This is a genomic window from Propionicicella superfundia DSM 22317 (assembly GCF_000423465.1).
GTDB lineage: Bacteria > Actinomycetota > Actinomycetes > Propionibacteriales > Propionibacteriaceae > Propionicicella > Propionicicella superfundia.
On sequence record NZ_KE384025.1, the window covers coordinates 1 to 25041 of the forward strand.

Annotated in this window: 20 protein-coding genes; 9 read left to right on the top strand and 11 right to left on the bottom strand. The window is 70.1% G+C overall.

What is annotated here, in order from left to right:
- Window positions 1–75 precede the first annotated feature (75 nt).
- The 5 genes from G555_RS0116625 to G555_RS0116645 form a co-directional block, all read right to left on the bottom strand.
- The gene (locus tag G555_RS0116625; RefSeq protein ID WP_028709720.1) at window positions 76–4887 is read right to left on the bottom strand and encodes an NAD-glutamate dehydrogenase; all 4812 of its coding nucleotides are present in this window, start codon (window positions 4885–4887) and stop codon (window positions 76–78) included.
- Window positions 4888–4961: 74 nt separating this feature from the next.
- On the bottom strand, window positions 4962–6230 hold the full coding sequence (gene eno / locus G555_RS0116630; protein ID WP_028709721.1) for a phosphopyruvate hydratase: 1269 nt from the start codon (window positions 6228–6230) through the stop codon (window positions 4962–4964).
- Between the two features lie 6 nt (window positions 6231–6236).
- Window positions 6237–7637, bottom strand: coding sequence for a glycerate kinase type-2 family protein (locus G555_RS0116635; RefSeq protein ID WP_028709722.1), 1401 nt, complete (start codon window positions 7635–7637; stop codon window positions 6237–6239).
- 87 nt (window positions 7638–7724) lie between these two features.
- A complete protein-coding gene (locus G555_RS20850) occupies window positions 7725–9083 on the bottom strand; it encodes an MFS transporter (RefSeq protein ID WP_036923639.1) in 1359 nt (452 codons plus the stop codon).
- A gap of 28 nt (window positions 9084–9111) precedes the next feature.
- Entirely contained in the window at window positions 9112–10230 is a 1119-nt protein-coding gene (locus tag G555_RS0116645; RefSeq protein WP_028709723.1) for a tyramine oxidase subunit B, read from the bottom strand.
- Window positions 10231–10424: 194 nt separating this feature from the next.
- Between G555_RS0116645 and G555_RS0116650 the strand changes: the two genes are divergently transcribed.
- Entirely contained in the window at window positions 10425–11321 is an 897-nt protein-coding gene (locus tag G555_RS0116650; RefSeq protein ID WP_036923640.1) for a LysR family transcriptional regulator, read from the top strand.
- A gap of 232 nt (window positions 11322–11553) precedes the next feature.
- On the opposite strand, the gene G555_RS20855 is transcribed toward G555_RS0116650, so the two are convergent.
- The 4 genes from G555_RS20855 to G555_RS20860 all read right to left on the bottom strand — a co-directional run bounded on the left by G555_RS20855 (window position 11554) and on the right by G555_RS20860 (window position 15714).
- Window positions 11554–12273 (bottom strand): alpha/beta hydrolase family protein, encoded by a 720-nt coding sequence (locus G555_RS20855; protein ID WP_051209542.1) that lies wholly within the window; start codon window positions 12271–12273, stop codon window positions 11554–11556.
- Entirely contained in the window at window positions 12266–13492 is a 1227-nt protein-coding gene (locus tag G555_RS0116660) for an MFS transporter (protein ID WP_245581310.1), read from the bottom strand. The genes G555_RS20855 and G555_RS0116660 overlap by 8 nt, the downstream gene beginning before the upstream one ends.
- On the bottom strand, window positions 13485–14600 hold the full coding sequence (locus G555_RS0116665) for an ATP-dependent 6-phosphofructokinase (RefSeq protein ID WP_036923641.1): 1116 nt from the start codon (window positions 14598–14600) through the stop codon (window positions 13485–13487). Before G555_RS0116665 ends, G555_RS0116660 begins: the two co-directional genes overlap by 8 nt.
- Window positions 14601–14670: 70 nt before the next feature.
- Window positions 14671–15714 carry a GNAT family N-acetyltransferase gene (locus G555_RS20860; RefSeq protein WP_084635365.1) on the bottom strand — a complete coding sequence of 348 codons (1044 nt, stop codon included), beginning with the start codon at window positions 15712–15714 and terminating at the stop codon, window positions 14671–14673.
- Between the two features lie 204 nt (window positions 15715–15918).
- Between G555_RS20860 and G555_RS0116675 the strand changes: the two genes are divergently transcribed.
- From G555_RS0116675 to G555_RS0116700, 6 genes are all read left to right on the top strand, one after another.
- Window positions 15919–16191, top strand: a complete 273-nt coding sequence (locus G555_RS0116675) for a hypothetical protein (RefSeq protein WP_028709727.1) — start codon at window positions 15919–15921, stop codon at window positions 16189–16191.
- 79 nt (window positions 16192–16270) lie between these two features.
- On the top strand, window positions 16271–16777 hold the full coding sequence (locus G555_RS0116680; RefSeq protein ID WP_036923645.1) for a hypothetical protein: 507 nt from the start codon (window positions 16271–16273) through the stop codon (window positions 16775–16777).
- Window positions 16774–17454: a DUF6036 family nucleotidyltransferase gene (locus G555_RS20865; RefSeq protein WP_211223308.1), complete on the top strand. Its 681-nt coding sequence runs from the start codon at window positions 16774–16776 to the stop codon at window positions 17452–17454. The genes G555_RS0116680 and G555_RS20865 overlap by 4 nt, the downstream gene beginning before the upstream one ends.
- A gap of 252 nt (window positions 17455–17706) precedes the next feature.
- The gene (locus tag G555_RS21575) at window positions 17707–18183 is read left to right on the top strand and encodes a DUF2231 domain-containing protein (protein WP_051209545.1); all 477 of its coding nucleotides are present in this window, start codon (window positions 17707–17709) and stop codon (window positions 18181–18183) included.
- Between the two features lie 128 nt (window positions 18184–18311).
- Window positions 18312–19115, top strand: a complete 804-nt coding sequence (locus G555_RS0116695; RefSeq protein WP_028709729.1) for an enoyl-CoA hydratase-related protein — start codon at window positions 18312–18314, stop codon at window positions 19113–19115.
- Window positions 19116–19264: 149 nt separating this feature from the next.
- A complete protein-coding gene (locus tag G555_RS0116700) occupies window positions 19265–20557 on the top strand; it encodes a polysaccharide deacetylase family protein (RefSeq protein ID WP_028709730.1) in 1293 nt (430 codons plus the stop codon).
- 34 nt (window positions 20558–20591) lie between these two features.
- Here the strand turns inward: G555_RS0116700 and G555_RS0116705 are convergent, their stop codons facing one another.
- Both G555_RS0116705 and G555_RS0116710 read right to left on the bottom strand, forming a co-directional pair.
- On the bottom strand, window positions 20592–20903 hold the full coding sequence (locus G555_RS0116705; RefSeq protein ID WP_028709731.1) for an AzlD domain-containing protein: 312 nt from the start codon (window positions 20901–20903) through the stop codon (window positions 20592–20594).
- Window positions 20900–21607, bottom strand: a complete 708-nt coding sequence (locus tag G555_RS0116710; RefSeq protein ID WP_245581311.1) for an AzlC family ABC transporter permease — start codon at window positions 21605–21607, stop codon at window positions 20900–20902. The genes G555_RS0116705 and G555_RS0116710 overlap by 4 nt, the downstream gene beginning before the upstream one ends.
- Window positions 21608–21889: 282 nt before the next feature.
- On the opposite strand from G555_RS0116710, the gene G555_RS0116715 reads away from it, so the two are divergent.
- Together G555_RS0116715 and glpK are read left to right on the top strand one after the other, a co-directional pair.
- Window positions 21890–23422: an amidohydrolase gene (locus tag G555_RS0116715; RefSeq protein WP_028709733.1), complete on the top strand. Its 1533-nt coding sequence runs from the start codon at window positions 21890–21892 to the stop codon at window positions 23420–23422.
- A gap of 2 nt (window positions 23423–23424) precedes the next feature.
- The gene (glpK, locus tag G555_RS0116720; protein WP_028709734.1) at window positions 23425–24924 is read left to right on the top strand and encodes a glycerol kinase GlpK; all 1500 of its coding nucleotides are present in this window, start codon (window positions 23425–23427) and stop codon (window positions 24922–24924) included.
- Window positions 24925–25041: the final 117 nt, after the last annotated feature.

Genomic DNA, 25041 nt, shown 5'->3' on the forward strand with positions numbered 1-25041 from the left:
CGGTGACGGTGGTGACCCCGGCCGTTATGGCCGGGGCACTGCGGGCGACAGACGAGGCTTATCCCCGCCTGTCGCTCACGTGGCCGGGACCAGCCGCTGCAGATCCCGGACGATCACCCACAGCGGGCCGAGCGCAGGCTGTTCCCCTGCCTCGAACTCCGCCAGCGCGTCGCGGATCACCGTGAGCGCCGCATCCTGTCGGTGCGCCCACGCCGCGACGCGCTCGGCCGCAGGCAGCGACCGATCCGAGGAACGAAGCGCATCGGCGGTGACGGACCTGACCACCAGACGCAGATCCTCCCGCAGGGAGGACCGGGCGAGGGCGTCCCACCGCGCCTCGTGGGGAAGGACTGCGAGCATCCCGCTCACGGCGTCCACCCGCAGAATCTCCGCGACCCGGAAATGCGCCTCGATGAGGCAGGGCAGATCCTCCTCCAGCAGGCTGGACAGGTCCACGACGTTGAAGACCGCGACCAGGTCGAGAAGACCCGCGGCGGTCGACGCCAGGCCGTCCGGGACCCCCATGGCGATCAGACTCCCCAGCCGCTCCGCGAACCGGCTCCGACCGGTCTTCAGGTCGACGGCCAGCTCCGAGCGAAGGGCATCCGCAGCCGAACGGTAGCGGTCGATCTCATCCTGGACGCCGGCCAGGCCCGTCCGCCGGGCCAGCAGCGTCCGCACGGCCTGATCGAGCAGCCGCCGGAACTCGATGTACAGCTCCGACTGCACAGCCGCCGACGCGCGTCCGTCGAGGGCCTCGACCTCACGGACGAACCCGGCCATGTCGAACGCCTCCCGGCAGACGACGAACGCCTTGGCGATCTCAGGCACGGACGCGCCCGTCTCCTCCATGGCCCGATGGGCGAAAGTGATCCCGCCACGATTCACCAACGAGTTGGCGACCTGGGTGGCGATGATCTCCCGCCGCAACGGATGGGCCGCCATCGCGGCGTCATCACCGCGGACGCGCGGCGGGAAGTACTCGCCCAAGGTCGCCTCGAACCACGGATCGTCAGGCAGCGTCGACTCCAGCAACGCATCCTTCAACGCCATCTTCGCGTAGGCGACGAGCACCGAGAACTCCGGCGACGTCAGCCCGACCCCGTCCTTCGCCCGCTGCTGCAACGCCGCATGATCCGGAAGCGCCTCCAGCGCCCGGTCGAGCATCCCCCGGTCCTCGAGCCACTCCATGAGCCGGTCGTGCGCGCCGAGCATCCCGTCGCCGAGATGACGCGCATTGCTCAGCAGCACGTTCTGCTCGTAGTTGGTGCGGAGCACCCGCGCGGCGACATCGTCCGACATCGACCTCAACACCTCGTTGCGCTGCCGCCACGTCATCTCCCCGCCACGGAGCGCGTGGGCCAGCAGGATCTTGAGATTCACCTCGTGATCCGACGAGTCGACACCGCCGGAGTTGTCGATGGCGTCGGTATTGACCCTCACCCCGTGCAGCGCCGCCTCGATCCGGCCCCGCTGGCTGACCCCCAGATTGCCCCCCTCACCGACCACGCGGCACCGAAGCTGCCGGCCGTCGACGCGGACCCCGTCGTTGGCCCGGTCGCCGATATCGGCGTGCTGCTCGTCCGACGCCTTCACGTAGGTGCCGATCCCGCCGTTCCACAGCAGATCCACATCCGCGCACAGCACGGCCCGGATCAGCTCGTCAGGCGTGACGCGGGTCGCATCCCCGAGCGGGAACACGGCGCGCATCCGCTCCGACACCGGGATCGACTTCGCCGTCCGCGGGAACACCCCGCCACCCTCCCCGAGAAGCTCCGGCGCGTAGTCCGCCCACGACGAGCCCGGCAGATCGAACAGCCGCTTCCGCTCGGCGAAACCGACCTCGGGATCCGGATCCGGGTCGACGAAGATGTGCCGGTGGTCGAACGCCGCCACCAGCCGCAGATGCCTGCTCAGCAGCATGCCGTTGCCGAACACGTCCCCGCTCATGTCCCCGATGCCGACCACCGTGACCTCGTCCTTCGCAGGGTCCACCCCCAGCCCGAGGAAGTGCCTCCGGACCGACTCCCAGGCACCGCGCGCCGTGATCCCCATCGCCTTGTGGTCGTACCCGGTGGACCCTCCGGACGCGAACGCGTCACCCAGCCAGAACCCGCGCTCCTCGGCGACGGAGTTCGCCAGGTCGGAGAACGCCGCCGTGCCCTTGTCGGCCGCCACGACGAGATAGGTGTCATCGCCGTCGCGCCGGACGACGCGCGCCGGCGGCACGACGACGCCGCCGACCAGGTTGTCCGTGACGCTGAGGAGCGCCCCCACGAACATCCGGTAGGCATCGGCACCCCGGTCGAGCCACTCCCGCCGATGCTGGGGATCGGGCAGGCGCTTCGGGTAGAAGCCGCCCTTCGCCCCGGTGGGCACGATGACGGCGTTCTTCACCATCTGCGCCTTCACCAGGCCGAGCACCTCCGTACGGAAGTCCTCCTGCCGATCCGACCACCGCAGCCCGCCACGAGCGATCTTCCCGAACCGCAGATGCACGCCCTCGACCGCAGGGCTGTACACCCAGACCTCGTACATCGGACGCGGGGCAGGCAGGTGGGGCACCTCGCGCGGATCCAGCTTCAAAGCGATCGGCATCGGCGCCGCCGCGGAATCGACCCGCCACGCCGACTGATAGAAATTCGTCCGGGTCGTGGCCCGGATCACGCTCAGGAACGAACGCACGATCGTGTCGTGGTCGAGGCTCGGGACGTCCGCGAGCTGCTCCACGACCCGCCGCGTCACCGCCTCCTCGGCCACGTTCCGGGCCTCGTCCTGCCCGACGAACCGATCCGGGTCGAACCGGGTCTCGAAAAGCTCCACCAGGGACGCCGCGATCTCCGGGTTCCCGGTCAGCGCGACCTCCAGATACCTCTGCGAATAGTGCGTCGTCTGCTTCAGATAGGCGGCGACCGCCCGCAGGCAGACGATCTGCGACCACGTCGCGCCGATCGTGCCGACCAACTGGTTGAACCGGTCACTCTCCGCCAGGCCGCTCCACACGGCCGAGATCGCGTCGAGGAACGCCTCGCGCACATCTCCCCCGCCCCGCGTCCAATACTCCGCGGCGGGCGCGCGGATCCCGAAGTCGAGGATGTACCGGCCGTCCCCGCCGGCGGGACAGACGCGGTGAGGACGCTCGTCGGTCACCTGGAGCCCGAAGTCGAGCAGGACCGGCATCACCGCGTTCAACTCGATGGGCTGCGCCGAGTACAGCTTGAGCCGCCGCTCGGTCGCCGCGGACCCCTGCGGCTGCGTGAGATTCAGAGCAAGGGACCCCCCGAGTCCCTCCAGGTGCCGGACGTCGACCGCCGCGACCCGCGCCGGGTACGTGGCCCGGTATGCGTCGTCGAACGCTCCGGCCCACCTGTCGACCAGCCGGGCCGCATCCTCCTCCCCGAACTCGGCGAACATGGCGTCCCGCCAGTCGCTGTCCCACGTTCGGACCGCGGAACGCAACCAGCCTTCGAGCTCACCCGCCTCCACGACGGGCGGCTCGCTGCCGGGCGCGGCGCGGACCACGAAGTGCACCATCGCCAGCGGCGAGTCGGTCACGAGCGCGGTGTGCTCCGCACTCACCCCGTCCAAGGCGCTGAGGAGCAGGGCCTCGATCCGATGGCGCACCTCGGTGTCGTACCTGTCCCGCGGCAGATACACCAGGCACGAGGTGAACCGGCCGTAGTCGTCCCTGCGCAGGAAGAGCTGCGTCTGCCGATGGTGCCGCGACGCGACGACACTGGTCGCGACCTCGCTCAGCACCTCGGCGCTCGCCTGGAAGAGCTCGGCCCGCGGGTAGGTCTCGAGGACGCTGACCAGATCCTTGGCCGAATGGCTGTTGTCGGCGAAGCCGGACAGCTCACGGGCCCGCGTGACCTTCGCCGCGAGGAACGGGATCGCCGTCACCGAGGCGTTGTACGCATGCGACGTGAACAAGCCCAGAAAGCGATGCTCGCCGGTGACCCGGCCCGCATCGTCGAACGTCTTGATCCCGACATAGTCGAGATAGGACGACCTGTGGACGGTGGAGCGCGAGTTCGCCTTCGTCAGGACCAGCAGGGACGGCTCCACGGCCTTGGCCGCGACCCGCCCGGTGAGGCGGCGCCTGTCCCCCGACACCCTCGACCGCAACAGCCCGAGCCCCGTGTCGTCGACCGGCTCCAGGACAGGATCCCCCTCCTCGCCCACCAGGCGGTACCGGCAGTACCCCAGGAAGAGGAAATTGTCGGCCGTCATCCACTCCAGCAGGGAGCGCACGCGCGCCACCTCGTCCACCGCGGCGGGCAGCACGCCCTCGCCGACGTCCGCCGCCACGGCCGCCGCCCGCGTGACCATCGGCTGCCAGTCGTCCACCACCGCCCTCACGTCCCCCAGGACGCGCCGGAGCCGGGCGGAGACGGACGCGACCGTGGCGGGGTCGGAGACACGGGCGATCTCGACGTCGACCCAGGACTCGACGACCGCGTCCGGATCCGGCGAGACCGCCGTGAGCCGTCCTTCGCCGTCCCGCACGACGGGAAGCTGCGGATGCACCAGGAGACGTATCTCGTGACCGGCCCGCCCGAGTTCCGCCGTGACGGAGTCCACAACGAACGGCGTGTCGTCCGTGACGATCTGGACGACCGTGTTCCCCGTCGCCCAGCCGTGCGCCTCGACCGAGGGGGTGAACACATGGACCAGAACCTCCCCGCGTCCGCGAACCGCGGCGGCGGCCCGATGACTGAGAACCGTCCCCAGCAGGTCGTCCGGGCGGCGCTGCACGAGATCCTCGGTCAGGACATGGCGGTAGTAGGCATCCAGCAGCGCGGCGACGGGTTCCGCCTGCGGATCGGCGTGCAGTCCGGCCGCTGCGGCCAGCAGGTCGCAGCGACGCTCCTGAGTGACGCTCATTCGGATTCCTCCAGAGTTCGTGGCAGGGCGGGACGACGGCCGGCGACACCGCCGCCGGCCGGTCGTGCGGACAGTCAGAAACGCACCAGGCCGGGCACGTCGTGCAGCGTGCACCCGGGGATCGACTCCGCGGCGCGCATCAGGAAATTGAGCTTCTCGATCCGCTCTCCCGATCGCGGAGCGCCGTTCTTCTGGAACGGGACCTGCAGCCCCACCGACAGGTCCATCACCACATCGTCGATCACGCCGCCGGAGCGTCCCGACGGAACCGAGATCAGCCCGTGGTCGACGGCGAAGGCATGGGTGTCCAGCGCCTCCGAGATCGTCCCGACCTGATTGGGCTTGAGAATGAACCCCCCGACGGCCCGCTCCTCCGCCGCGCGGGCCAGCCGGTCGCGGTCGGTGACGATCAGGTCGTCCCCGAGGACGATCGTCCGGTCCAGCTCGGCGACGGCGTGGGAGAAACCGTCCCAGTCGTTCTCGTCGAGCAGGTCCTCGATGAAGACGAAGTCGAACCGCTCGGTGAGCTCCTTGGTGTAGGCGACGAGCTCGCGGCTGGTCACGCGATCGCCCAGCAGCTCGTAGGTTCCGGTCTCGGCATCGAACATCTCCGACGACGCGCAGTCGAGGGCGAAGGCGAAGCTGTCGGCGTACCCGCACCGGTCGATCGCCTCGGCCAGGAGCGACAGGACGACGGCGGGATCGGCCGACGGCGCCGCATAGCCGTAGCTGCCCGCGACGGCCGGCGGCCCCCCGAGATACTCGGCGAGGACATCGCGGACGGTCGCGAAGAGGTTCACGCTCATCTCGACGGCCGAATAGATGGAGTCCGCGCGATACGGCATCACGAGGAACTCGTTGAACGGCTGCACGACGTCGGGATACCGGCCTCCGTTGACCATGTTGAAGGTGGGCACCGGGACGGTGGCCAGCGTGTCGCCGCCGAGCATCTGGTACGGGTGAAGGTGCTGCGTCGCGGCCGCGGCGCGCAGGACGGCGATCGACGTGGAGTAGATGGCGTTGCCGCCCAGCCGGGTCTTGCGCTCGGTGCCGTCGAGCTCGATCATCACCTCGTCGATGCCGCGCTGATCGAGCACGTCGCACCCGATGATCGCCGGCGCGATGACATCGGTCACCGCGGCCACGGCGCGGTGGACGCTGAGACCGCGGTACTCGTCCGGGTCGCCGTCCCGCAGCACGTGCGCCTCGTACATGCCGACCGAGCTGCCGGTCGGGGCCGCGCCGCGTCCGACCGAGCCGTCGGCGGTGTGCACCTCCACCTCGACCAGCGGACGGCACTTGCAGTCCAGCAACTGACGTGCGGTCACGGACGTGATCTGCATCGGGGGTCACCCAGCCTTCGGGACGTAGAGGATGTTCAGGTCGCAGAGATTCGTGCCGGTGTTGCCGGTGACGATGACGTCGCCGATCGCACCGAGCGCTTCGTGGCACGCGTGGCCGCGCAGCGCGGCATGCAGGCTCACCCCCGCGGCGTTCGCCCGGGCGAGGGTGGAGGAATCGGTGACCCCGCCCGCAGCCGACGTCGTCCCGTCGGTGCCCTCCGAGTCGATCGACAGCAGGGCGGCGCCGGTGGTCTTCGCGGCGCCCAGGGCGAACCCGGTCACCACCTCGTGGCCCGGTCCCCCGTGGCCCTCGATCACCGAACTGTCCGCGATCTGGGTCGTCGCCTCACCGGCGGCGAGCACCACACACGGAGCCGCGATCGGATTGCCGTAGGCCTGGATCTCGCGGGCCACCGACGCCAGCACGGCGCCGACGTCCCGCGCCTCGCCTTCGAGGAAAGAGGTCAGGATCGTGACCGGGAGCCCGCGTTCGGCCGCTGCCTCCCGGGCACACGCCAAGGCGTCGGGGATCGTGTTCAACAGGTAGTAGGTGTTCTGGGGGAAGTCCTTCGGCGTCTCGCCCTCGTCCCCGACCGTGAGGAGATGGTCGACGATCGACCGCGGCAGCCGGTCCGCCAGGTCGTAGTCGGCGATCACCCGCCGGGCGTCGGCGAGCGTCGTCCTGTCGGGGCCGATGGGGGTCGAGGCGTAGGCGGCGTACGGCACGCCGATGTCGCCGGTGGGCGGGTTGCCGACGGCGTCCGAGATCCCGAAACCGATGAGTTCGGCACCGCGATCCGCGATCCGCTTGGCGAGCATGCCGCCGTTCATCTGCGACACATGCCGCCGGATCGCGTTGATCTCGTAGATGCCCGCTCCGCTCTTGAGCAGGACGTCGGTCGCGGCCATCTCGTCCGCGAGACTCACCGTGTCGATCGGGCAGTTCATGAGCGCCGACGACCCTCCCGAGATCACGGCGATGAACAGATCGTCCGGTCCCGCGGTGTCGGCGAGGTCGAGGATCTTCAAGGACGCCTCGTACCCGGCGCGGTTGGGAATGGGATGCCCGCCCACATGGATCTCCGTCCGGGAGAACCGGTCGGTGTCCTCGGCGATCTTCACGATCACGACACCCGCGGTGAGCCGGTCGCCCAGGACCTCGTCGACGGCCATCGCCATGTGATTCGCGGCCTTCCCGCCGCCGACGAGATACACGTTGCGCTTCCGGCTGAGATCCCAGGTGCGCTCGCCGATGGTGAGGATGTCCCCGTCGAGACGGGTGATGCTCTTGATCCGGTGATAGGCGTCGAGCCGCCGGAGGGCGGCCTCCGCGATGTCCAGCACGACCCGCCGGGAGGCGGCGTCGCCCACGGACACCAGGTCGTCGTAGTTCTTGATCTTTGCCACAGGTCACTCCAGTGCATGCCAAAGGACGAACCGGGGAGTCGGGACAGGGGCCCTGCCTCCCCGGTTCGCGGGTGGACGGGGATCGGGTTACTCGGAGGCGAGCAGTGCCTGCGCCTCGGCGGTCGCCTGCTCCTCCTGCGCTCGCAGCTTCTCGTTGTTCACCGAGAAGAACAGGACCACGGCGGCCACGACCATCAGCGCGGCGATGACGTAGAACCCGGCGAACTGGTTACCCGTCATGTCGGACATGAGACCGATCAGGTACGGGCTGACGAAGCCGGCGAGGTTGCCGAAGGAGTTGATGAGAGCGATGCCGATGGCCGCCGTCGCACCGGTGAGGAAGTAGGTCTGCAACGACCAGAACGGGCCGAAGAGCGCGTAGACGGTGGCGATGATGATGGCGAGGAACAGCACGGCCACCATGGACTCCGAGAAGAAGCCGATCGCGACCAGGGCGACCGCGCACAGCAGGGTCGGCACGATGTTGTGCCAGCGCCGTTCGCGGAGCCGGTCGGAACTGCGACCCCACAGGACCATGGTCACGGCGCCGAGGACGTAGGTCGCCGCCGTCAGCCAGCCGACGGACGTCGCCGTCAGGTTCTGCCCGATCCGCTCGATGATGAGCGGCGTCCAGAAGCCCAGGCCGTACTCGCCCATCTCGATGGCGAAGTACACCACGACGAGAGCCCAGATGCGCGGGTTGAGGAACGCCTCCTTGGAGAAGTGCCTCGTGCTCTTCACCGGCTTCAGCGCCGCCTCGGCGTCCAGCGAGGTGCTGAGCCATTCCTTCTCGTCGGGCTCCAGCCATTTCACATCACGAATGGCGTTCGGCAGGATGAACAGGCACAAGATGCCGCCGAGGATCGACGGAATCCCTTCCAGCATGAAGATCCACCGCCAGCTCGGCATTCCCAGCCAGTGCACGTTGTCCACGATCCAGCCCGACAGGGGGGCACCGATCATGTACGAGAAGGGGATCGCGAGCATGAACAGCGACACGGACTTCGCAGCGTCGCGGCCCAGATACCAGCGGGACAGGTAGAGGATGACGCCGGGGAAGAACCCGGCCTCGGCGAGGCCCAGCAGGAACCGGGCGATCAGCAGTTGCGTGGCATTCTGCACGAAGCCCGTCGCGACGATGATCAGACCCCAGGTGATAAGGATCCTGGCGATCCAGATCCGTGCGCCGAACTTGTCGAGAAGGATGTTGGAGGGCACTTCGAAGATGAAGTAGCCGAGGAAGAACACGCCGGCGACGAGGCCGTAGATGGCGTCGCTGATGCCGAGGTCGACGTTCATCGTCAGGGCCGCGTAGCCCAGGTTCGAGCGTCCGATGTAGGCGAGGATGTAGAAGAGGATGAGGATGGGCATCAAGTGGGCGGTGACCTTCTTGTACGCCCTGTCACCGGTGACGCCCCGCCAGGACGCGGTCGTTGTGTTGCTCATGTTCGGTTTCCTGATCTGTCGGCGAGGTTCACTCGGCGTACGGTTCGTCCCAGAGCGGGAGCGTGGTTCCCAGGCCCTTGTCCAGGGCGGTCCTGTACAGCTCGTACCCCCAGCCGAGGTCGAACACGGACATGCCACACGCGACGAAGGCGATCTTCTCCTCGTCGTTCTGCCGCTCTCCGGGGGCGCCGCGGACGATGTGACCGAGATCGAGCGAGTCGGCGAGGCCGGGAAGGCGACCGGCGTCGATCAGGCGGTAGATGGGCCCGCCGATGACACCGTCGTACGAAGCCTGCTTGTCGGCGGACGCCACCGCCTCCTCCACATAGGCCTCGTGCAGGTGGATGTTGTCGTAGACGATCCGGTTGAGCGTCCAGAAGGCGTCGTCGGGGCGGATCGGGCCGGAGACGAGGATCGTCGAGCCCTTCTTGAACCACGCGTCCTGGACGACCAGCGGCTTCAGTCGCGACGCGGCGACGCTCACGACGTCGGCGTCGGCGAGGGCTGCGGGCAGGTCCGGCTCGACGATGCCCTCGATGCCGAACGTCCGTCCGGCCCAGTCGGCGAAGCGGCGGGCGTTCTCCTCGAACAGGTCGTAGCAGTACACGCGGCGGATCGACGGCACCTGGCCCACGATCGCCTTGAAGCACGCCCGGTTGATCGGGCCGCAGCCCAGCACGGCCGCCGTCTCGGAACCCTCGCGCACGAGGTACCGGGCAGCGACGCCCGGGACGGCGCCGGTCCGGGCCGAGCTCAGCAGGTTGGCCGACATGAGGCACAGCGGCTCGCCCGTCTCCTTGTCGTTCAGCATGACGGTGAGCACCGAACGAGGAAGGCCCGTGCTGGGATTGGCCTGATTCGAGCCGTACCACTTGACGCCGCACACATCGAAGCGGCCCCCCAGGTAGCCGGGCATCGCGACGAAGCGCCGGTCCGGCCCGGCGACGGGCATGTTGGGGAATATCGTTTCCTTCGGGAAGACGATGCCCATGCCGTGGCTGTTGTGGTTGGAGCCGCCCATGAGGTAGTCGCCGTCGGCGAGAAGGCCGAAGACCTCCTCGCTCACATCGACGCACCGTGCGGCGTCGAGGACACCGGCGGCGATCATGTCCGGCTCCGAAAGGTAGAGGAACTGGGTCCGTGGCACTACAGGATCTCCTTTGATCACGCACTCCGCTGGGAGTTCTGAGAGAAGGGCGCCCGCGGGTCAAAGGGCTCGTACCAGGGCCGTCCCGAGCGGATCGAACATGCGGACCCGTTCAGAATCGTTTCTTCTCCATAGTGCAGTCCAGCTCAGCTTTCTTATCGAATACCATTAGAGAAACTGATGGGTGGGACGGGATGAATCTGCATCGGCTGCGTTTGTTGAGAGAACTGCATCTGCGCGGGACGATCGCCGCCGTCGCCGAGGCCCTCTGCTACAGCCCTTCGGCCATCTCGCAGCAGCTCGCGCTGCTGGAACGCGAGGCGGGGATCGCGCTGTTGCGCCCGGCCGGGAGGAGACTGCAACTCACCCATGCCGGCGAGATCCTCGTGGGGCACGCGGGCACCCTGCTGAGCCAGGTGGAGATCGCCGAGGCCGACCTCGCCCGGTCACGCGGAGAGGTCGGGGGCACCCTTCGGACCGCCGCCTTCCAGACCGCCACCATGACGCTGATCCCGAGCGTGCTCGACCGGCTGTACGAGCAGCACCCGCAGCTCACCGTGCTCGTCAGCGAGATCCAGCCGGACGGGGCCCTGTCCGCCCTCGCGGCACACGACTTCGACGTCGTCCTCTGTGAGGAGTACCCCGGTGTTCCGTTGCCCAGGGACGCGAACGTGCACCGGGAGGAACTGGCGCAGGATCCGCTGCACATCGCGTGCAGCCCCTGTGGCGAGGAGCTGCCCCGGCGGCTCACGGACTTCGCGGACTCCGCGTGGGTCATGGAGCCCCGCGGGAACGCTGCGCGCCAATGGGCGGTGACCACATGTCGCGAGGCGGGGTTCGAGCCCGACGTGCGCTTCGAGTCGCACGACCTCCTGGTCCACCGGCGGCTCGTCCGCACCGGCCATGCCGTCGCCCTGCTCCCCAGCCTGCTGTGGGAGGGCCGGGAGTCGGAGGCGATGCTCCTCGACCCTCCGGGCAGGCCGTCGCGAACCATCTTCACGGCCGTCCGGGCCGGTGCCGAGACCCGGCCCGACATCCTGGCCTACCGCTCGGCCCTCGTCCACGCATACGGTCACCTGTCGACCGCCTGACCGGCGGACCTCCGCGGACCGGCGGCCCCGAACCGCCGCGTGTGACAATTCGCGCGCGATCACGCCCGAGGCGAACCCGGGCAGGCGCCGGGAGGCCGATCCGGGTCACCGTGTCACGGCCGGCGCCCGAAGACGCCTCGGCGAGAACCGCCGCCGGAAGGCGCCCGCCCCCGACGCGGGGGGCGGACCGGGGTGGCCGCCGCGCGGCGAGCCCCCGCAGCGCGCAGACCCCTCAGCGGGACGGCGGGACGTCCCGGTCTCGGCGCTCAGCGGTCCGACCCGAGCGCTCCGCGATGAAATCGGCGACCGCGGGCGCGAGCGAGGCGCCCACCTCCAGGACGGAGCGCCGATCCCGCGCCACCTCGAACGAATGACGGGCTCCCTCCACCCACAGCAGCCGGGCATCGGGCAGCCGCCCGACGATCTCGCTCAACTGCGCCGTGGGCTGGACGAACGGATCACGCGACCCGGACAGGAACACCTGCGGCACCCGGATGCCGTCGAGGTGGGCAGCGCGGAGCTTGTCGGGACGGCCGGGCGGATGCAGCGGGTACCCGAGGTACACGAGCCCGGCCACCGCCATCCCCTCGGCGGCCGCCATCGACGCCATTCGCCCGCCGAACGACTTGCCCGCCGCCCAGACCGGTCCCCCGCCCCAGCGGCCGGCGGCCTCCCGCGCCGCCCGCCACGCCGCGATCGCCTTCGGCGGACGATCGGGCGCCCGGCGCCCCTGCTCGCGGTAGACGAAGTTGAACCGCATCGAAGCGAGGCCCTCCCGCGCAAGACCGCGGGTGAACCCCACGAGGAAGGGGTGGTCCATTCCCGCGCCGGCGCCCGGCGCGACAACGACGGTCGCCCACGGAGCGCCGCCGTCCGGCGAGGTCACCACGGCCGACACGGAGATCCCGTCGACGTCCACGAGGACATCCCCCTCGGCGGCCGGCTCAGCCATGCCGATCCGGCTCCCCGCGCGACGGCAGAATGCGCGCCACGACCAACAGCCCCAGCAGCAGGACCGCCGGCAGGTACATCGTCGACCGGATGCCGACCTGGCCCACGAGGAACCCGATCACCGCCGGCGACAACAGGAACGTGGCGTACCCGAAGGTCACGACCACGGCCAGCCCGCGCCCGCCGGCGGTGTGTCCGGCCACCGCGTACACCTGGGGCGCGATCATGCCGATGCCGAGCCCCACCAGAGACCATCCGGCGAGCAGCGCGGGCAGCGGCGTCGCCGTCGCCACGATGACGTACCCGAGGGCCGAGCAGGCGCCACCGAAGCGCGTGACCGCCCGCCGCCCGAACCGCGTCACCAGCCGATCACCCGACAAGCGGATGACCACCATGAAGGCCGCCACGCACGTCACGGCCAGCGAGCCCGTCGTGACGTCGACCTGGGCGACCTCGGTGACGTGCAGCCCCGACCAGTCGTAGGCGGTGCCTTCACCCAGCCCGAACGCGATCGCCATCAGACCCAGCACATAGGCGGCAGCGGGGATCGGCGTCCGCCGGCCGGACTCGTCGTGGTGGACGACCGGAGCCGTCTCGGGGACGATCCGCCAGGCGAGGACGAACACCGCGACCCCGACGACGGCGGCGATCGTCGCCGCGGCGAGGACCGTCCGCCCTGCGTCACGACCGAACGCCGGCGCGAGGATCGCCAGCAGGGACGCCCCGACGAGGTTGCCGACCGACCACATCCCGTGGAAGAAGCTCATGATCGGCCGGGGCCGGTTCTTCTCGACCTGGACCCCGATCGCGTTCATGGACACGTCGATGCCGCCGTTGCCGAGCCCGAGCAGCACCCCCGCCACGCACAGCACCGCCATCGACGGCGCCCACGCGACGCCGACGACCGCCACGGCGAGCAGGGGGATCGCCCCCAGACTGATCCGGCGGGCCCCCGCCCGGTCCGCGACACGTCCCGACACCTGCATGGACGTGATCGCCGCGACACCGACGAGGATGAACAGCAGGGACATCTGCCACGGCGCCAGCCCGAACCGCGCCTGCAGGGTCGGGATCGCCGCCGAGTACACGCCGATCACGAGCCCGTTGTAGGCGAACAGCAGCACGACCGCCGCCACGGCCCGCCCCGTTCGCAGCGTCGCCGCCTCCGCCGTCACACCCGACCCCCGGGCCGGGCCGTCGGCCGACGGCAGGTCAGTCACCCAGGCCGGTGCCGACCTGACGTGCGGCCTGCACCCAGGAGTGGTCCTGCGGGACCAGCTTCGTCTTGCCGGCGACCTCGGTCAGCGGCACCGCGAGAGTGTCCTCGCCGCGTGCCGCGACCATGACGCCGAACTCGCCGTCGGCGACGAGTTGCGCGCCGGCGCTGCCCAGCCGCGTCGCCAGCAGACGGTCCATCGCGCACGGGGTGCCACCCCGCTGGACGTAGCCGAGGATCGTCACGCGCGATTCGAGGCCCGTGCGCGACTCGAGCTCGCGCGCGAGCTGGAAGGTGTTCTCCCGGTGCGAGTCCTCGACCTGGGCGAGGTGGCGCTTGGCGGCGGCCTTCCCCTCGGACGAGTCGGCCTCACGGATCCATGCCTGCGCGGCCTGGATCTCGCCGGCGTCCTTGATGCTGCGCGCCCCCTCGGCGACCGCGACGACCGAGAACCGCGAGCCGCGCTCCGTGCGGGCCTGGATCGTCTCGACGATCCGGTCGATCGAATACGGGATCTCGGGCAGCAGGATCACGTCGGCACCACCCGCGACACCGGCGCCCAGCGCCAGCCAGCCGGCCCGGTGGCCCATGATCTCGGCGAGGATGATGCGGTGGTGCGAGTGCGCGGTCGAGTGCAGCCGGTCGATCGCGTCCGTCGCGATCTCCAGAGCGGTCGCGAACCCGAAGGACGTGTCGGTCATGGCGATGTCGTTGTCGATCGTCTTCGGGAGCGTCACGACGTTCAGCCCCGCGTTGGCCAGCCGGAGCGCGTTCTTCGCCGTGCCGCCGCCGCCCAGCATCACGAGGGCGTCCAGGCCGTCCTTCTCGTAGTTCTCGACGATCGTCGGCACCATGTCGCGCGTCTGCCCGTCGACCACCATGCGGTGCACCTTGTCGCGACTCGTGCCGAGCAGGGTGCCGCCGATCGTGAGGATGCCGGACAGCGCCGAGGAGTCCAGCGGCACCGTGCGGTTCTCGGCGAGCCCACGGATGCCGTCCCGGAAGCCGACGAGCTCCATCCCGTGCGCGCCGATGGCGCATTTGCCGAACCCGCGGATCGCCGCGTTCAGGCCGGGGCTGTCGCCGCCCGCCGTCAGAATTCCTACGCGCATCAGGACTCCTCCTCGTCGCCTCGTGGTCGTGATGTTACCGATGCCGCGTGGCGTCGGGGAGTCTCGCCGGTCAGGTGATCGTGCGCTCGCGGAGGACCCGGGCGATATCGGGTGCGCGGAAGCCCGGGCCCTTGAGAACCTTCCCGTCGGCACGGCGCAGCACCCGCCCGTCCGTGTCCAGCTTGGACAGGTTCGACCGCTGCACCTCCGCCAGCACGTCGACCAGCGGAACGCCGGTCTCCAGCGCCATGCCGTAGGCGACGTACACGAGGTCGGCCAGCGCGTCGGCGGCGGCGACCGTGTCCCGCTTCTCGTCGTCGAACGCCAGCGCATCGCCGTACCCCTGGAGCACGACCCCCTCGGCGGCATCCCCGAAGACGGCCCCGACCAGCTCGGCGAACTCCTCGGCGATGAGGGCCATGCGCATACCGAGGTTGGGGACGTCCACGTCGGCGCCCGTGGTGACGATCGGCACCTCGTAGGTCTGATGGAACTGCCGGACGAGGTCCATGGGACGCGCCGGATCGGGCCGGGAGGGCAGCGCGCCATCCGGGCCGAGCCAGTCGCCGGCCGGGGTGCGCGGATCCGAGGCCAGCATCCCGCCGAACCAGCCGTCGCGCAGCGGCTCGCCGGGACGCGTGTTGTCGGCCATCGCGCCCCGCTTGACGCCCTCGAGACGGAAACCGTGCCGCCACACGACCTTCCAGGACGCCCAGTTGCCGACGGTCGCACGCCAATCCAGGCGGTGCACACCTGCGGCGAACGCGTGATCCACGGCGAGACCGACGGCTCGCGTGAGAAGACCCTGGCCGCGGAACGCCGGCACCATCCAGTAGCCGATCTCGCTGATCCGAGGCGCGCGCGGATGCAGGCCGATCACGCCGGCGAACTCGCCGTCGCGGCGGATCGCCCAGATCGCCCCATGCTCCTGGGCCCACGTCTGGGGCACCGCCTCGGCGACGAAGTCGTCGGCATGCTCGGCGGTGTAGGGGAACGGGAGGGTCGTGTACCGGGCGATGTCCGGGTCCTGGCACGCGGCGAAGATCGCCGGGACGTCCTCGGTCGTCGGGGTCGACAGCTCGAGGTCCTCGTCGCGCAGCACTACCAATCGCATCCCGCGAGCGTAGCGACAGCGCCGGTCCCCCGCGAACCGGTTTCGGGTCGCGACGGCTCCCGCCGGGTGAGCCCCGCGTCCACGCCCCGAGCCGGGTTGTCCACAGGGCATCGCTCCCGGCGATCCGGTCGACAGGGCATCGCTCCCGGCGATCCGGTCGCCGCCTGGGGCTGACGCGCTGGACCTGTGCGCACGCCGAGGCCCGTGACCATGCCCGTCCACGCCGCGCTCGACGGGGACCCCGCCGCCGATGCCGACATCGACCAGGGGCAGCGACAGGCCACGGCGCACCGTCCGGCCGCGCTGCAGGCCCGCCCGGACCGCGCAGTGAACCAAGACGGCCCGTCCCACACGACGGCGTCCCGCGTCCGCAGCGGCGTCGATGAACGCCTGCGTCGCCTTCGAGAACGCGTCGCCCCGACCGGCACCCGACGACATCGCCCCGACACCCGGCCCGGCTCCCAACCCCGACACTGAAGACCAGAACACCACCGGCCCCCGAACCGTGAGGCGTCCACGGTCCATCTACGATGGAGTTGTCGAGGGGGTGAGAGTGATGGGCAAGTTCAAGGGCACCGTGGTCGCGATTGGTGATCTGGTGGCGCATGCTCAGGCTGCGCCTGAGCCGGACTGGGCGGCGTTGTACGGCTCTCATCGCTTGCGCAACGATGCCGCCGGCGCGGCGGCGCACTGTGCGTGGCTCGTCGCCGAAGGCGACTCGCTGGCGTCGTGCTGGCGGTTCGGCATCCTCCAGACGGTGGACTACTACGACTCCGCGATGCGCCGTGGCGGCGTCGAGCTGGCCGGGCAGGTGTTCGCTCGTGAACCGGCCCCTACCGGTGCTGTCGAGGTCGACGCCGCGTTCGCCGCGCTGGCCGAGCACCTGGCCGTCCGGGACGGCTGGGAGCCGCCGGTCTGGTCGCAGGACCCCGCCAGAAGGACTGACCGACGGTGGTATGTGGCTCAGTTGCCGGGATTCCGCGCCGAGGCCGACAAGCAGACCCCGCCGGCGTTCGGATCCCGCGGCGTGTTCATCTCGGCCAACGACCTGTCACGCGCATGACATTCGAGATCCCCGAACTCGACGCGACGCGCCTGCATGACCTGTTCATCGAGCTGTCGGACGAGCTCGAGTTGCGGGCAGAGACCGCTCAACTGTTCGTCGTGGGCGGGGCCGCGATGGCGCTGGCCTACGACGCTGCCCGGCAGACCCGCGACGTCGACGCGGTGTTCGAACCCACCGGCACCATTCGAGACCTGTCCGCGGTCTTGGCACAACGACACGGGCTCGACGACGATTGGATCAACGACGCCGCCAAGGGCTTCCTTCCCGGCCCCGACGAGGACGCGCAGGTCGTGTTCGAGTCCGACACCCTTCTCGTGCGGGTCGCGTCGGCCGAATACCTGCTGGCCATGAAGCTCTACTCTGGCCGCCCTGGCCGTGACCTCGACGACGCGATCACGCTGTACCGCCACGCTGGCTACACAACCGTCGACGAAGGGATCGAACTGCTGGAAGCCCGCTATCCCGGCAGCCGGCTCCTGGCTCGTCATCAGTACATCGCCGCCGAAGTCGCCACCGCCGCGGCCAGCCAACCCGGCAAGAAGTCCAGCATCGCCGAACGCGCCGACCGGCCACGTGAGAAGGCCTCCCCTGTCCGGACAGCGCCTGCACCAGCCCCAGGGCCCGGCGACATCCCGCCGCACCGGAGCCCCGACCACCGCCGCCCCGAACTGTAGCCACACGAACAGTCTTCGGGCATGGGTGGGCTCTACGGCGCGGCAGGTCTCATCTCAGCGTGGTGAGCCTCGTCAACGCGATCATCGCGCTTGGGCATTCTTCAGCTACCGCGAACGCTGCACGGTCGGGCGAGACACGCAGACGGGCCACGCCGACGGCGCGACCAAGACGCGCAGCGAAGAGCGGACCACGTGTCCCACACACGGGCCGGCACCCTCCCGCGACTTGGTTGAACGATCTATCATCTGCCCATGGAGGTCTTCGGTCTGCCTGTGCACCCCCTCGTCGTCCACGCCGCTGTCGTGTTCGTCCCGCTGACGATGCTCGGCGCCCTCCTCGTCAGCTTCTGGCGGAAGGGGCGCGAGCGGTACGGCACGCTCGCCCTCATCCTGTCCGTCGTCACCGTCGTCGTCGTCCTGGTCGCCAAGCTCAGCGGTGACGCCCTGCGGGCGGGCCTGCCGGCGGTTCCGCCCGTCGTCGACGCCCACGAGACGTACGGGTCCGCGCTCATCTGGCCGAGTCTCGCTGCCGTCATCGGCATCGGGCTGGTCCTCGTCGCCGACTGGCTCACCGGCCGCGCCCCGACGTCCGCCGAACCCGGCACCGTGACGGCACGCGCCCGCGCCTTCCGTGTCGTCGGCATCGCCGTGAACGTCCTCGCCGCGGCCACGGGCCTCACGCTGGTGATCCTCACCGGGCATTCCGGGGCGACCGCGGTCTGGGGCTGACCGGGGCGCGTGACACAGCGTCCCCGATCGGGACGCCCGCGCACCGACGCGACCGATCCTGGACGTTCGGCGCCCGGATCGTCACACCCCTCCACCGGGACGCGCACTCCGCGTGCCAGGATGCGTCCATGGCCGATCTGCTGACCGAGGTCACCGAGGGCGTCGGAGTGATGACGATGAACCGCCCCGAACGCCGCAATGCGCTCTCCGACGAGATGGTGGCCGCGATCGGCGACGCCCTCGCCGCCTGGGACGCCGACCCGCACGTCGGCGCAATCGTCCTCACCGGAGCAGGGACCGCGTTCTGCGCCGGAGGCGACGTGGTCGACTTCGCATCCCGCGGCGGCCTCAACAACGGACGCAGTGAGGTCGATCCCGAACGCGTCGCCTGGCTGCGGGCCTGCCAGCAGTCGTCCGTCGGAGCCCTCGCCGCGTGCGGCACGCCCACCATCGCGGCCGTGCCGGGCGCAGCCGCCGGGGCGGGGCTCGGGCTCGCCCTCGCCTGCGACCTGCGGATCGGCACCCAGGACTCCCTGTTCACCACCGCTTTCGCCGGAGTCGGATTGTCCGGCGACTACGGAGTCACCTGGCATCTCACCCGGCTGATCGGGCCCGCTCGCGCTCGGCAGATGCTCTTCTTCGGCGACCGTGTCACCGGCGAGCAGGCGCTGGCCTGGGGCCTGGTCAACTGGCTCGTCGAACCGGAAGAGCTCCGCGACCAGGCCCTCGCGATCGCGGCGCGACTCGCCACCGGACCCCGTTTCGCCGTCTCCCAGATGAAGCGCAACCTCGCGGTCGCGGCCGCCACCGACCTCACAGCGTCCCTGGAGCACGAGGCGACGACCCAGGTCGAGTCCGCGGCGACGGCCGATCACCGCGAGGCCGTGACGGCCTTCGTCGAACGCCGCCCGCCGGCGTTCGGCGGCGGGTAGCCCCGAGTACGCCCGCCCCCCGGGGGCCACCGCCCACGGCCGGTCCTGGAAACCTGCGACACAGGAGACCCACAGACCCCCTGTCGGCGCCACCGCTCCTACCCCTACGGTGTTGGGCACGACGGGGTTCTGACGGACGGGGGATTCTCATGAACTCGAGGAAGACCCGCGCGGTCGCACGCGCGCTCACGATCACGCTGGCCATCGTGCTCGCATGGGGATGGAACCAGGCGCCCGCCGCCGCCGCGCCGACGATCACGGTGACCGGCGGCGGAACGGCGTTCGTGGGTCAGTCGATGAACGTGACGGGCACCGTCGCGCCCGCCGGCGTGTACCCGGCCGCCACCGAGGTGCGTGTCGGCTCCACGTGGAGCCGCAGCCAACTCGGGACGACGAACGCATCCGGAAAGGTCACGCTGCCGCTGACCTACGGGAAGACGACCCCCGGGACGTACCGTTTCCGGCTGCGCGTCATGGTCGGGGGCGTCGCCACCTACTCGCGGGAGTTCACGCTGACCCGCAGATCGACCCGCGTCCTCGTCCTTTCCGCACCGTCGTCGGCCGTCTCCGGGACGACGGCGAACGTGAAGGCGAAGGTGGAGAACCTCGGCGCCGGACGGCGGATCACCTCGCAGTTCCTGGTCCGGGGAAAGTGGTCGAACAGCCGCACGGTCACGACCAACGGCGCGGGCCAGGCGACGATCCCCCTGACCTACGGCGCGAGCACACCCGGCTCGTACACGTGGCGGCTCGTGTCCACGAACCCCTACGGCGTGACCTCCGTGACTCGGTCGTACAAGCTGACCCGGACAGGCTCGGTGGAGCCGGTGATCCCCGACGCCAAGTACAGCGTGACGCGCGGGCCCAACGTGACCAACCGGGTCGTCCTCACCTTCGACGACTGCCCGAAGTCCCTGACGGCCTTCCGCCAGACGGTTCTCGCCGCCGAGGCCGCCGACATCGGGCTGGCGCTCTTCCCGACCGGCGCCTGCATGTCGTCGGGACGTTTCGATGCGGCGTTCGCACGAGCCCACGGGATGCACGTCTTCAACCATTCGGTGAGCCATCCCGACCTGCGCGGCCTGAGCTCCGCGGGCATCCGGCGGCAGCTCGGCAGCCCCGGCATCGTCACGACCTACGGCCGGCCCCCGTACGGCGCGTACAACGCGACCGTGCAGGCGGCGTACCGATCGGTCGGGATGCGCATCTGGACCTGGAACGTCGACACCAACGACTGGCGCGGCAAGTCCCAGTCGGCGGTCGTGAGCTACGTCGTGTCCCACGCTCGCGCCGGGAACTCCGTTCTCATGCACATGCAGTGGAACGGCTTCTCCCCGTCCGCGATCCGCGCGATGAAGTCCGGGCTCAACGCGCGAGGGGTGCAGGTGTGCCGCAACTACATCGGGACGGTTCCGGCCAGGCCGACCGGGATGTGGTGCTGATCCCGGCACCGGAGCCCGCCGCGACGGGCGGGTCTCAGGGCAGACCGACGAGCCGCCCCCCGGCGGCGGCCAGGGCGCCCACGACGACGACGACGATGTAGGGCGCGTGCAGCCGCAGCGCGACGGCGGCGGCGAGCAGCGCCAGCAGCCGGGAGTCGGCGGTCAGCGTCTGCCCGGAGCCGGCCGCATTGAGCACCGTCAAGGAGGCGAGCAGCCCGACCGTCAGCGTCGCGGCGAGGTCGGTCACCGGCGGTGAGTCGAGGAACGACTGCGGCAGCAGGTACCCGGCCAGCTTGATGAGAAAGGCGGACGCGGCCGCGAGCAGCACCCAGGTCCACAGCGTCATGCGGCAGCCTCCCCCTGGCGGCGCCGACGACGCCACCACCACACCCCGGCCGTCACCGCGGCGGCGACGAGGACGGGAATGCCCGGCGGAAGCAGCGGGATGGCGACGATCGTCACGAACGCGGCGACGACAGCGCCCGCGATCGCGTCGCGCCCCTTCAGGCGAGGCCACAGCAGCCCCAGGAACGCGGCGACCGCCGCGCCGTCGAGCCCCCATCGGCGCGGGTCGCCGAGGGCGTTGCCCGCCAGCGCTCCGACCAGCGTGAACACGTTCCAGCAGACGAAGACCCCCAGACCGGCCGCCCAGAATCCGCGCCGCCGCTCGGCCGGGTCGGCCTGAGCGCTCGCGGTGGCGGCGGACTCGTCGATGGTCAGGTGCGCGTACGCCGGGATCAGCGGCTTCCGAGGGCGGAGAAGGGCCTTCAACTGCATCCCGTACACGCCGTTGCGGACCCCGAGCAGCGTCGCCGCCGCCCACGCCGCCGCGCCCGTCCCGCCGCCTCCGACGACCCCGATGAACGCGAACTGGGAGCCGCCGGTGAACATCAGGGCGCTCAGCGCGCAGGTCTGCCACACGTCCAGGCCCGCGACCGTCGCCAAGGCCCCGAAGGAGATGCCGTACACCCCGGTCGCGATGGCGATGGACAGTCCCATCCGGATCGCCGGCGTCATCACCGACCGGGCCCGTCCCCTCCACTGCGACACGCCCGCCACCGTAACCAGTGGGTCCGGGGACCCCCGGCACATCCCGCGTCCCGGGACGATGTGACAATCCGTCCGCTCCCGGCGTCATCGGGGGCCCCGAGGCCGCCTCGAACCCGGTGCGAGCCCACAATGTCACACCCCGGAGCCGGGACACCGCGAGCCGGGTCGCGCATCGGCCACCCATGGCCCTTCACGGGGTGCACGCAGTAGGGTTCTGAGACATCCCGGAGGACGGGCCGGCAGTGTAGCCGGTGTGAGGGCCACTGCGGGGCGGGGGATGACATGGGTTCTATCGCATTGATCAACGGACGCGTCTGCACGGCGGACGTCCCGGGCTGGGCCGAGGCCGTTCTGGTCTCCGACGGGAACATCTCCTGCGTGGGGACATCGGCCGAGGTGGCGGCGCGGGCGGCCGCGGCAGGCGTGGCGACCATCGACGTGGGAGGGCGGATCGTCACGCCGGGGCTCATGGACTCCCACGTCCACGTCATGCTGACCGGCGTCAACATGACCGGCATCAACCTCTACGACTGCGGATCGATCGCCGAGGTCCTCGACCTGATCGACGCCGGCGCGCGAGCGGCCGAGCCCGGGCAATGGGTGTTCGGCAAGCGGCTCGACGAGTCGCGGCTCGCCGAAGGGCGCCCGCCCACGGCCGCGGAGCTCGACACCGTGGCCCACGGCCACCCCGTGTACATCGCCGACAGGGGCTACCACTACTCCCTCATCAACGGGGTGGCGCTCGGCCTCGTCGACCTCCCCGCGGGGACCGTCGGCATCTACCTCGACGGCGGGAGGCCCACGGGACGGCTTCACCAGCGCGCCAACGGCATCGCCCGCTCGGCGTTCCTGAAGAACCTGACGGATGCGCGGCGCGAGGACGCCGTCCGCGCCGTGGCCACGCTCGCGGCCGAGAAGGGCGTGACCGCGTTCCACGCCATGGAGGCGGGACAGTGGGGAGCCGAGGCCGACATCGACCTCATTCAGCGCGTCGCCGGCTCGCTGCCCGTCGACATCACCCACATCTACTGGGACTCCTTCGACATCGCCGCGGCGCGGGCCAAGGGGCTCGACACGATCGGCGGGGACCTGACCATCGACGGCTCGATCGGATCCCGCACGGCCAAGTTCGCCGACCCGTACGCGGACGAACCCGGGACGTCGGGCGTGCTCTATCACGACCCCGCCACCGTGACGGACTTCATCGTGGGCTGCCACAAGGCCGGCCTCTCGACGGGTTTCCACGCCATCGGCGAACTGGGCGTCCGCCAGGTCCTGGACTGCCTGGAGGAGGCGCTCAGGCTGTACCCGACCGACGACCATCGGCTGCGGATCGAACACTTCGGCTGGTCGCTGCCCGGCGACATCGAACGCTGCGCCCGGCTCGGGGCGACGATCTCCACCCAGTCCGCCTTCACCTACCTGCGCGGCGGACCCGGCTCGGTCTACGAGCGGCGTCTCGGCACCGACCGCGCCCGGCGCGGCTACCCCATCCGCGCCTTCCTCGACGCCGGGATCGTCGTCGGCAACGGCTCCGACTCCGACGTCACGCCGATCGACCCCGCCCTCGACATCGTCGCCGCCGTCCATCCGCCGTACCCCGAACACGCCATCTCGTTCGAGGAGGCCGTCACCATCCAGACCCTCGGCGTGGCCCGGATCGGCCACGAGGAGGCGACACGCGGTTCGATCACGCCCGGCAAGCGAGGGGATCTGACCGTCCTCAGCACGACTTCGCCCGACAGACTGGAGGATCTCCACGTCGTGACGACGATCCTGGCGGGCCGGATCACCTACCAAGAGAAAGACGACTGATCATGGCGAAATACATCCTCGGCATCGACCAGGGAACGACCGGGACGAAGGTCATCCTGTTCGACAGGTCCGCGAACATCGTGAGCTCGGCGTACTCGGAGTTCACGCAGTACTTCCCCCAGCCCGGGTGGGTCGAGCACGACCCGCTGGAGATCTGGGACGTGACGATGAAGATGGTGAAGGAGTGCATCTCGCAGGCCGGTGCCGGGCTGGACGAGATCGCGGCCATCGGCATCACGAACCAGCGCGAGACGTCCTTCTTCTGGGACAAGGTGACCGGCGAGCCCGCCAACCGCGCCCAGGTGTGGCAGGACCGGCGGGCGCTCTCGATCTGCGAAGAGCTCAACGCCAAGGATCGCGTGGGGATCGAGGAGCGGACGGGGATGATCGTCATCCCGAACTGCATCTGCGTGAAGCTGGCCTGGATGCTCCGCAACATCCCCGAGGTCCAGCAGGGTGTGCAGGACGGCCGGCTGATCTTCGGGACGATCGACACCTGGCTGGTGTGGAAGCTGACCGGCGGGCAGCGGCACGTGACCGACCCCTCCAACCTCACGACCGGCGCGATGCTCAACGCGACGACGCTCGACTACGACGAGTGGATCCTCGACGAGCTGGAGATCCCCCGGTCGGTGCTGGCCGAGATCGTGCCGACGTCGGGGATCCTCGGCTACACCGACCCGGAGGTGTTCGGGGCACGGATCCCGATCGCCTCGATCGTCGGCGATCAGCAGGCGGCCGCGTTCGGGCAGGCGTGCCTGTCGGAGGGCATGGTCAAGAACACGTACGGGACCGGGTCCTTCGTGGTCCTCAACACGGGTGCGAAGTACATCCCGCCCGTGGCCGGTCTCTTCTCGCCGGTGCTGTGGACGATCGACGGCGTGGCCACCTACGGCTTCGAGGGGTTGATCGACGTGTCGGCGGCGGCGATCCAGTGGCTGCGCGACGGGCTCGGGATCATCGGCGACCCGGCCGAGGCGGAGGTGCTCGCCCAGCAGGTCGACTCGACGGACGGGGTGTACTTCGTGCCCGCCTTCGTCGGGCTGGGAGCGCCGTACTACGACTCGTACGCGCGGGGATCGATCTACGGCGTCACCCGGGGGACGACGAAGCAGCATCTCGCGCGGGCCACGCTGGAGGGGATGGCGTACCAGGTCAGGGACGCCTTCGAGATCATGCAGCGCGAGGCCGGGCTCGAACTGATGATGATGCGCGCCGACGGCGGCGGCGCCAAGTCGGACTTCCTCATGCAGTTCCAGGCCGACCTCCTGGGGGTGCCGGTGGAGCGGCCGCGGATCACCGAGACGACGTGCCTCGGTGCGGCGTACCTGGCCGGCCTCGGCGTCGGGTTCTGGGAGTCGGTCGACGAGATCGAGAGCTTCTGGCAGATCGAGAAGCGGTTCGAGCCGGCCATGTCCGAGGACCAGCGGGAGTCGTTGGTGTTCGGCTGGAACCGCGCGATCGAGCGGTCGCAGGGGTGGCTGAAGGACTGGCGCGCGTGAGTTGAGGGACGGTGGTTGAGCCCAAGGACGGTGGTTGAGCCTGCCGAAACCACCGCCTCCGAACCAGCATCCTTTCGACAGGCTCAAGGACCAGGGGGTTGAGCCCAAGGGCCCTTT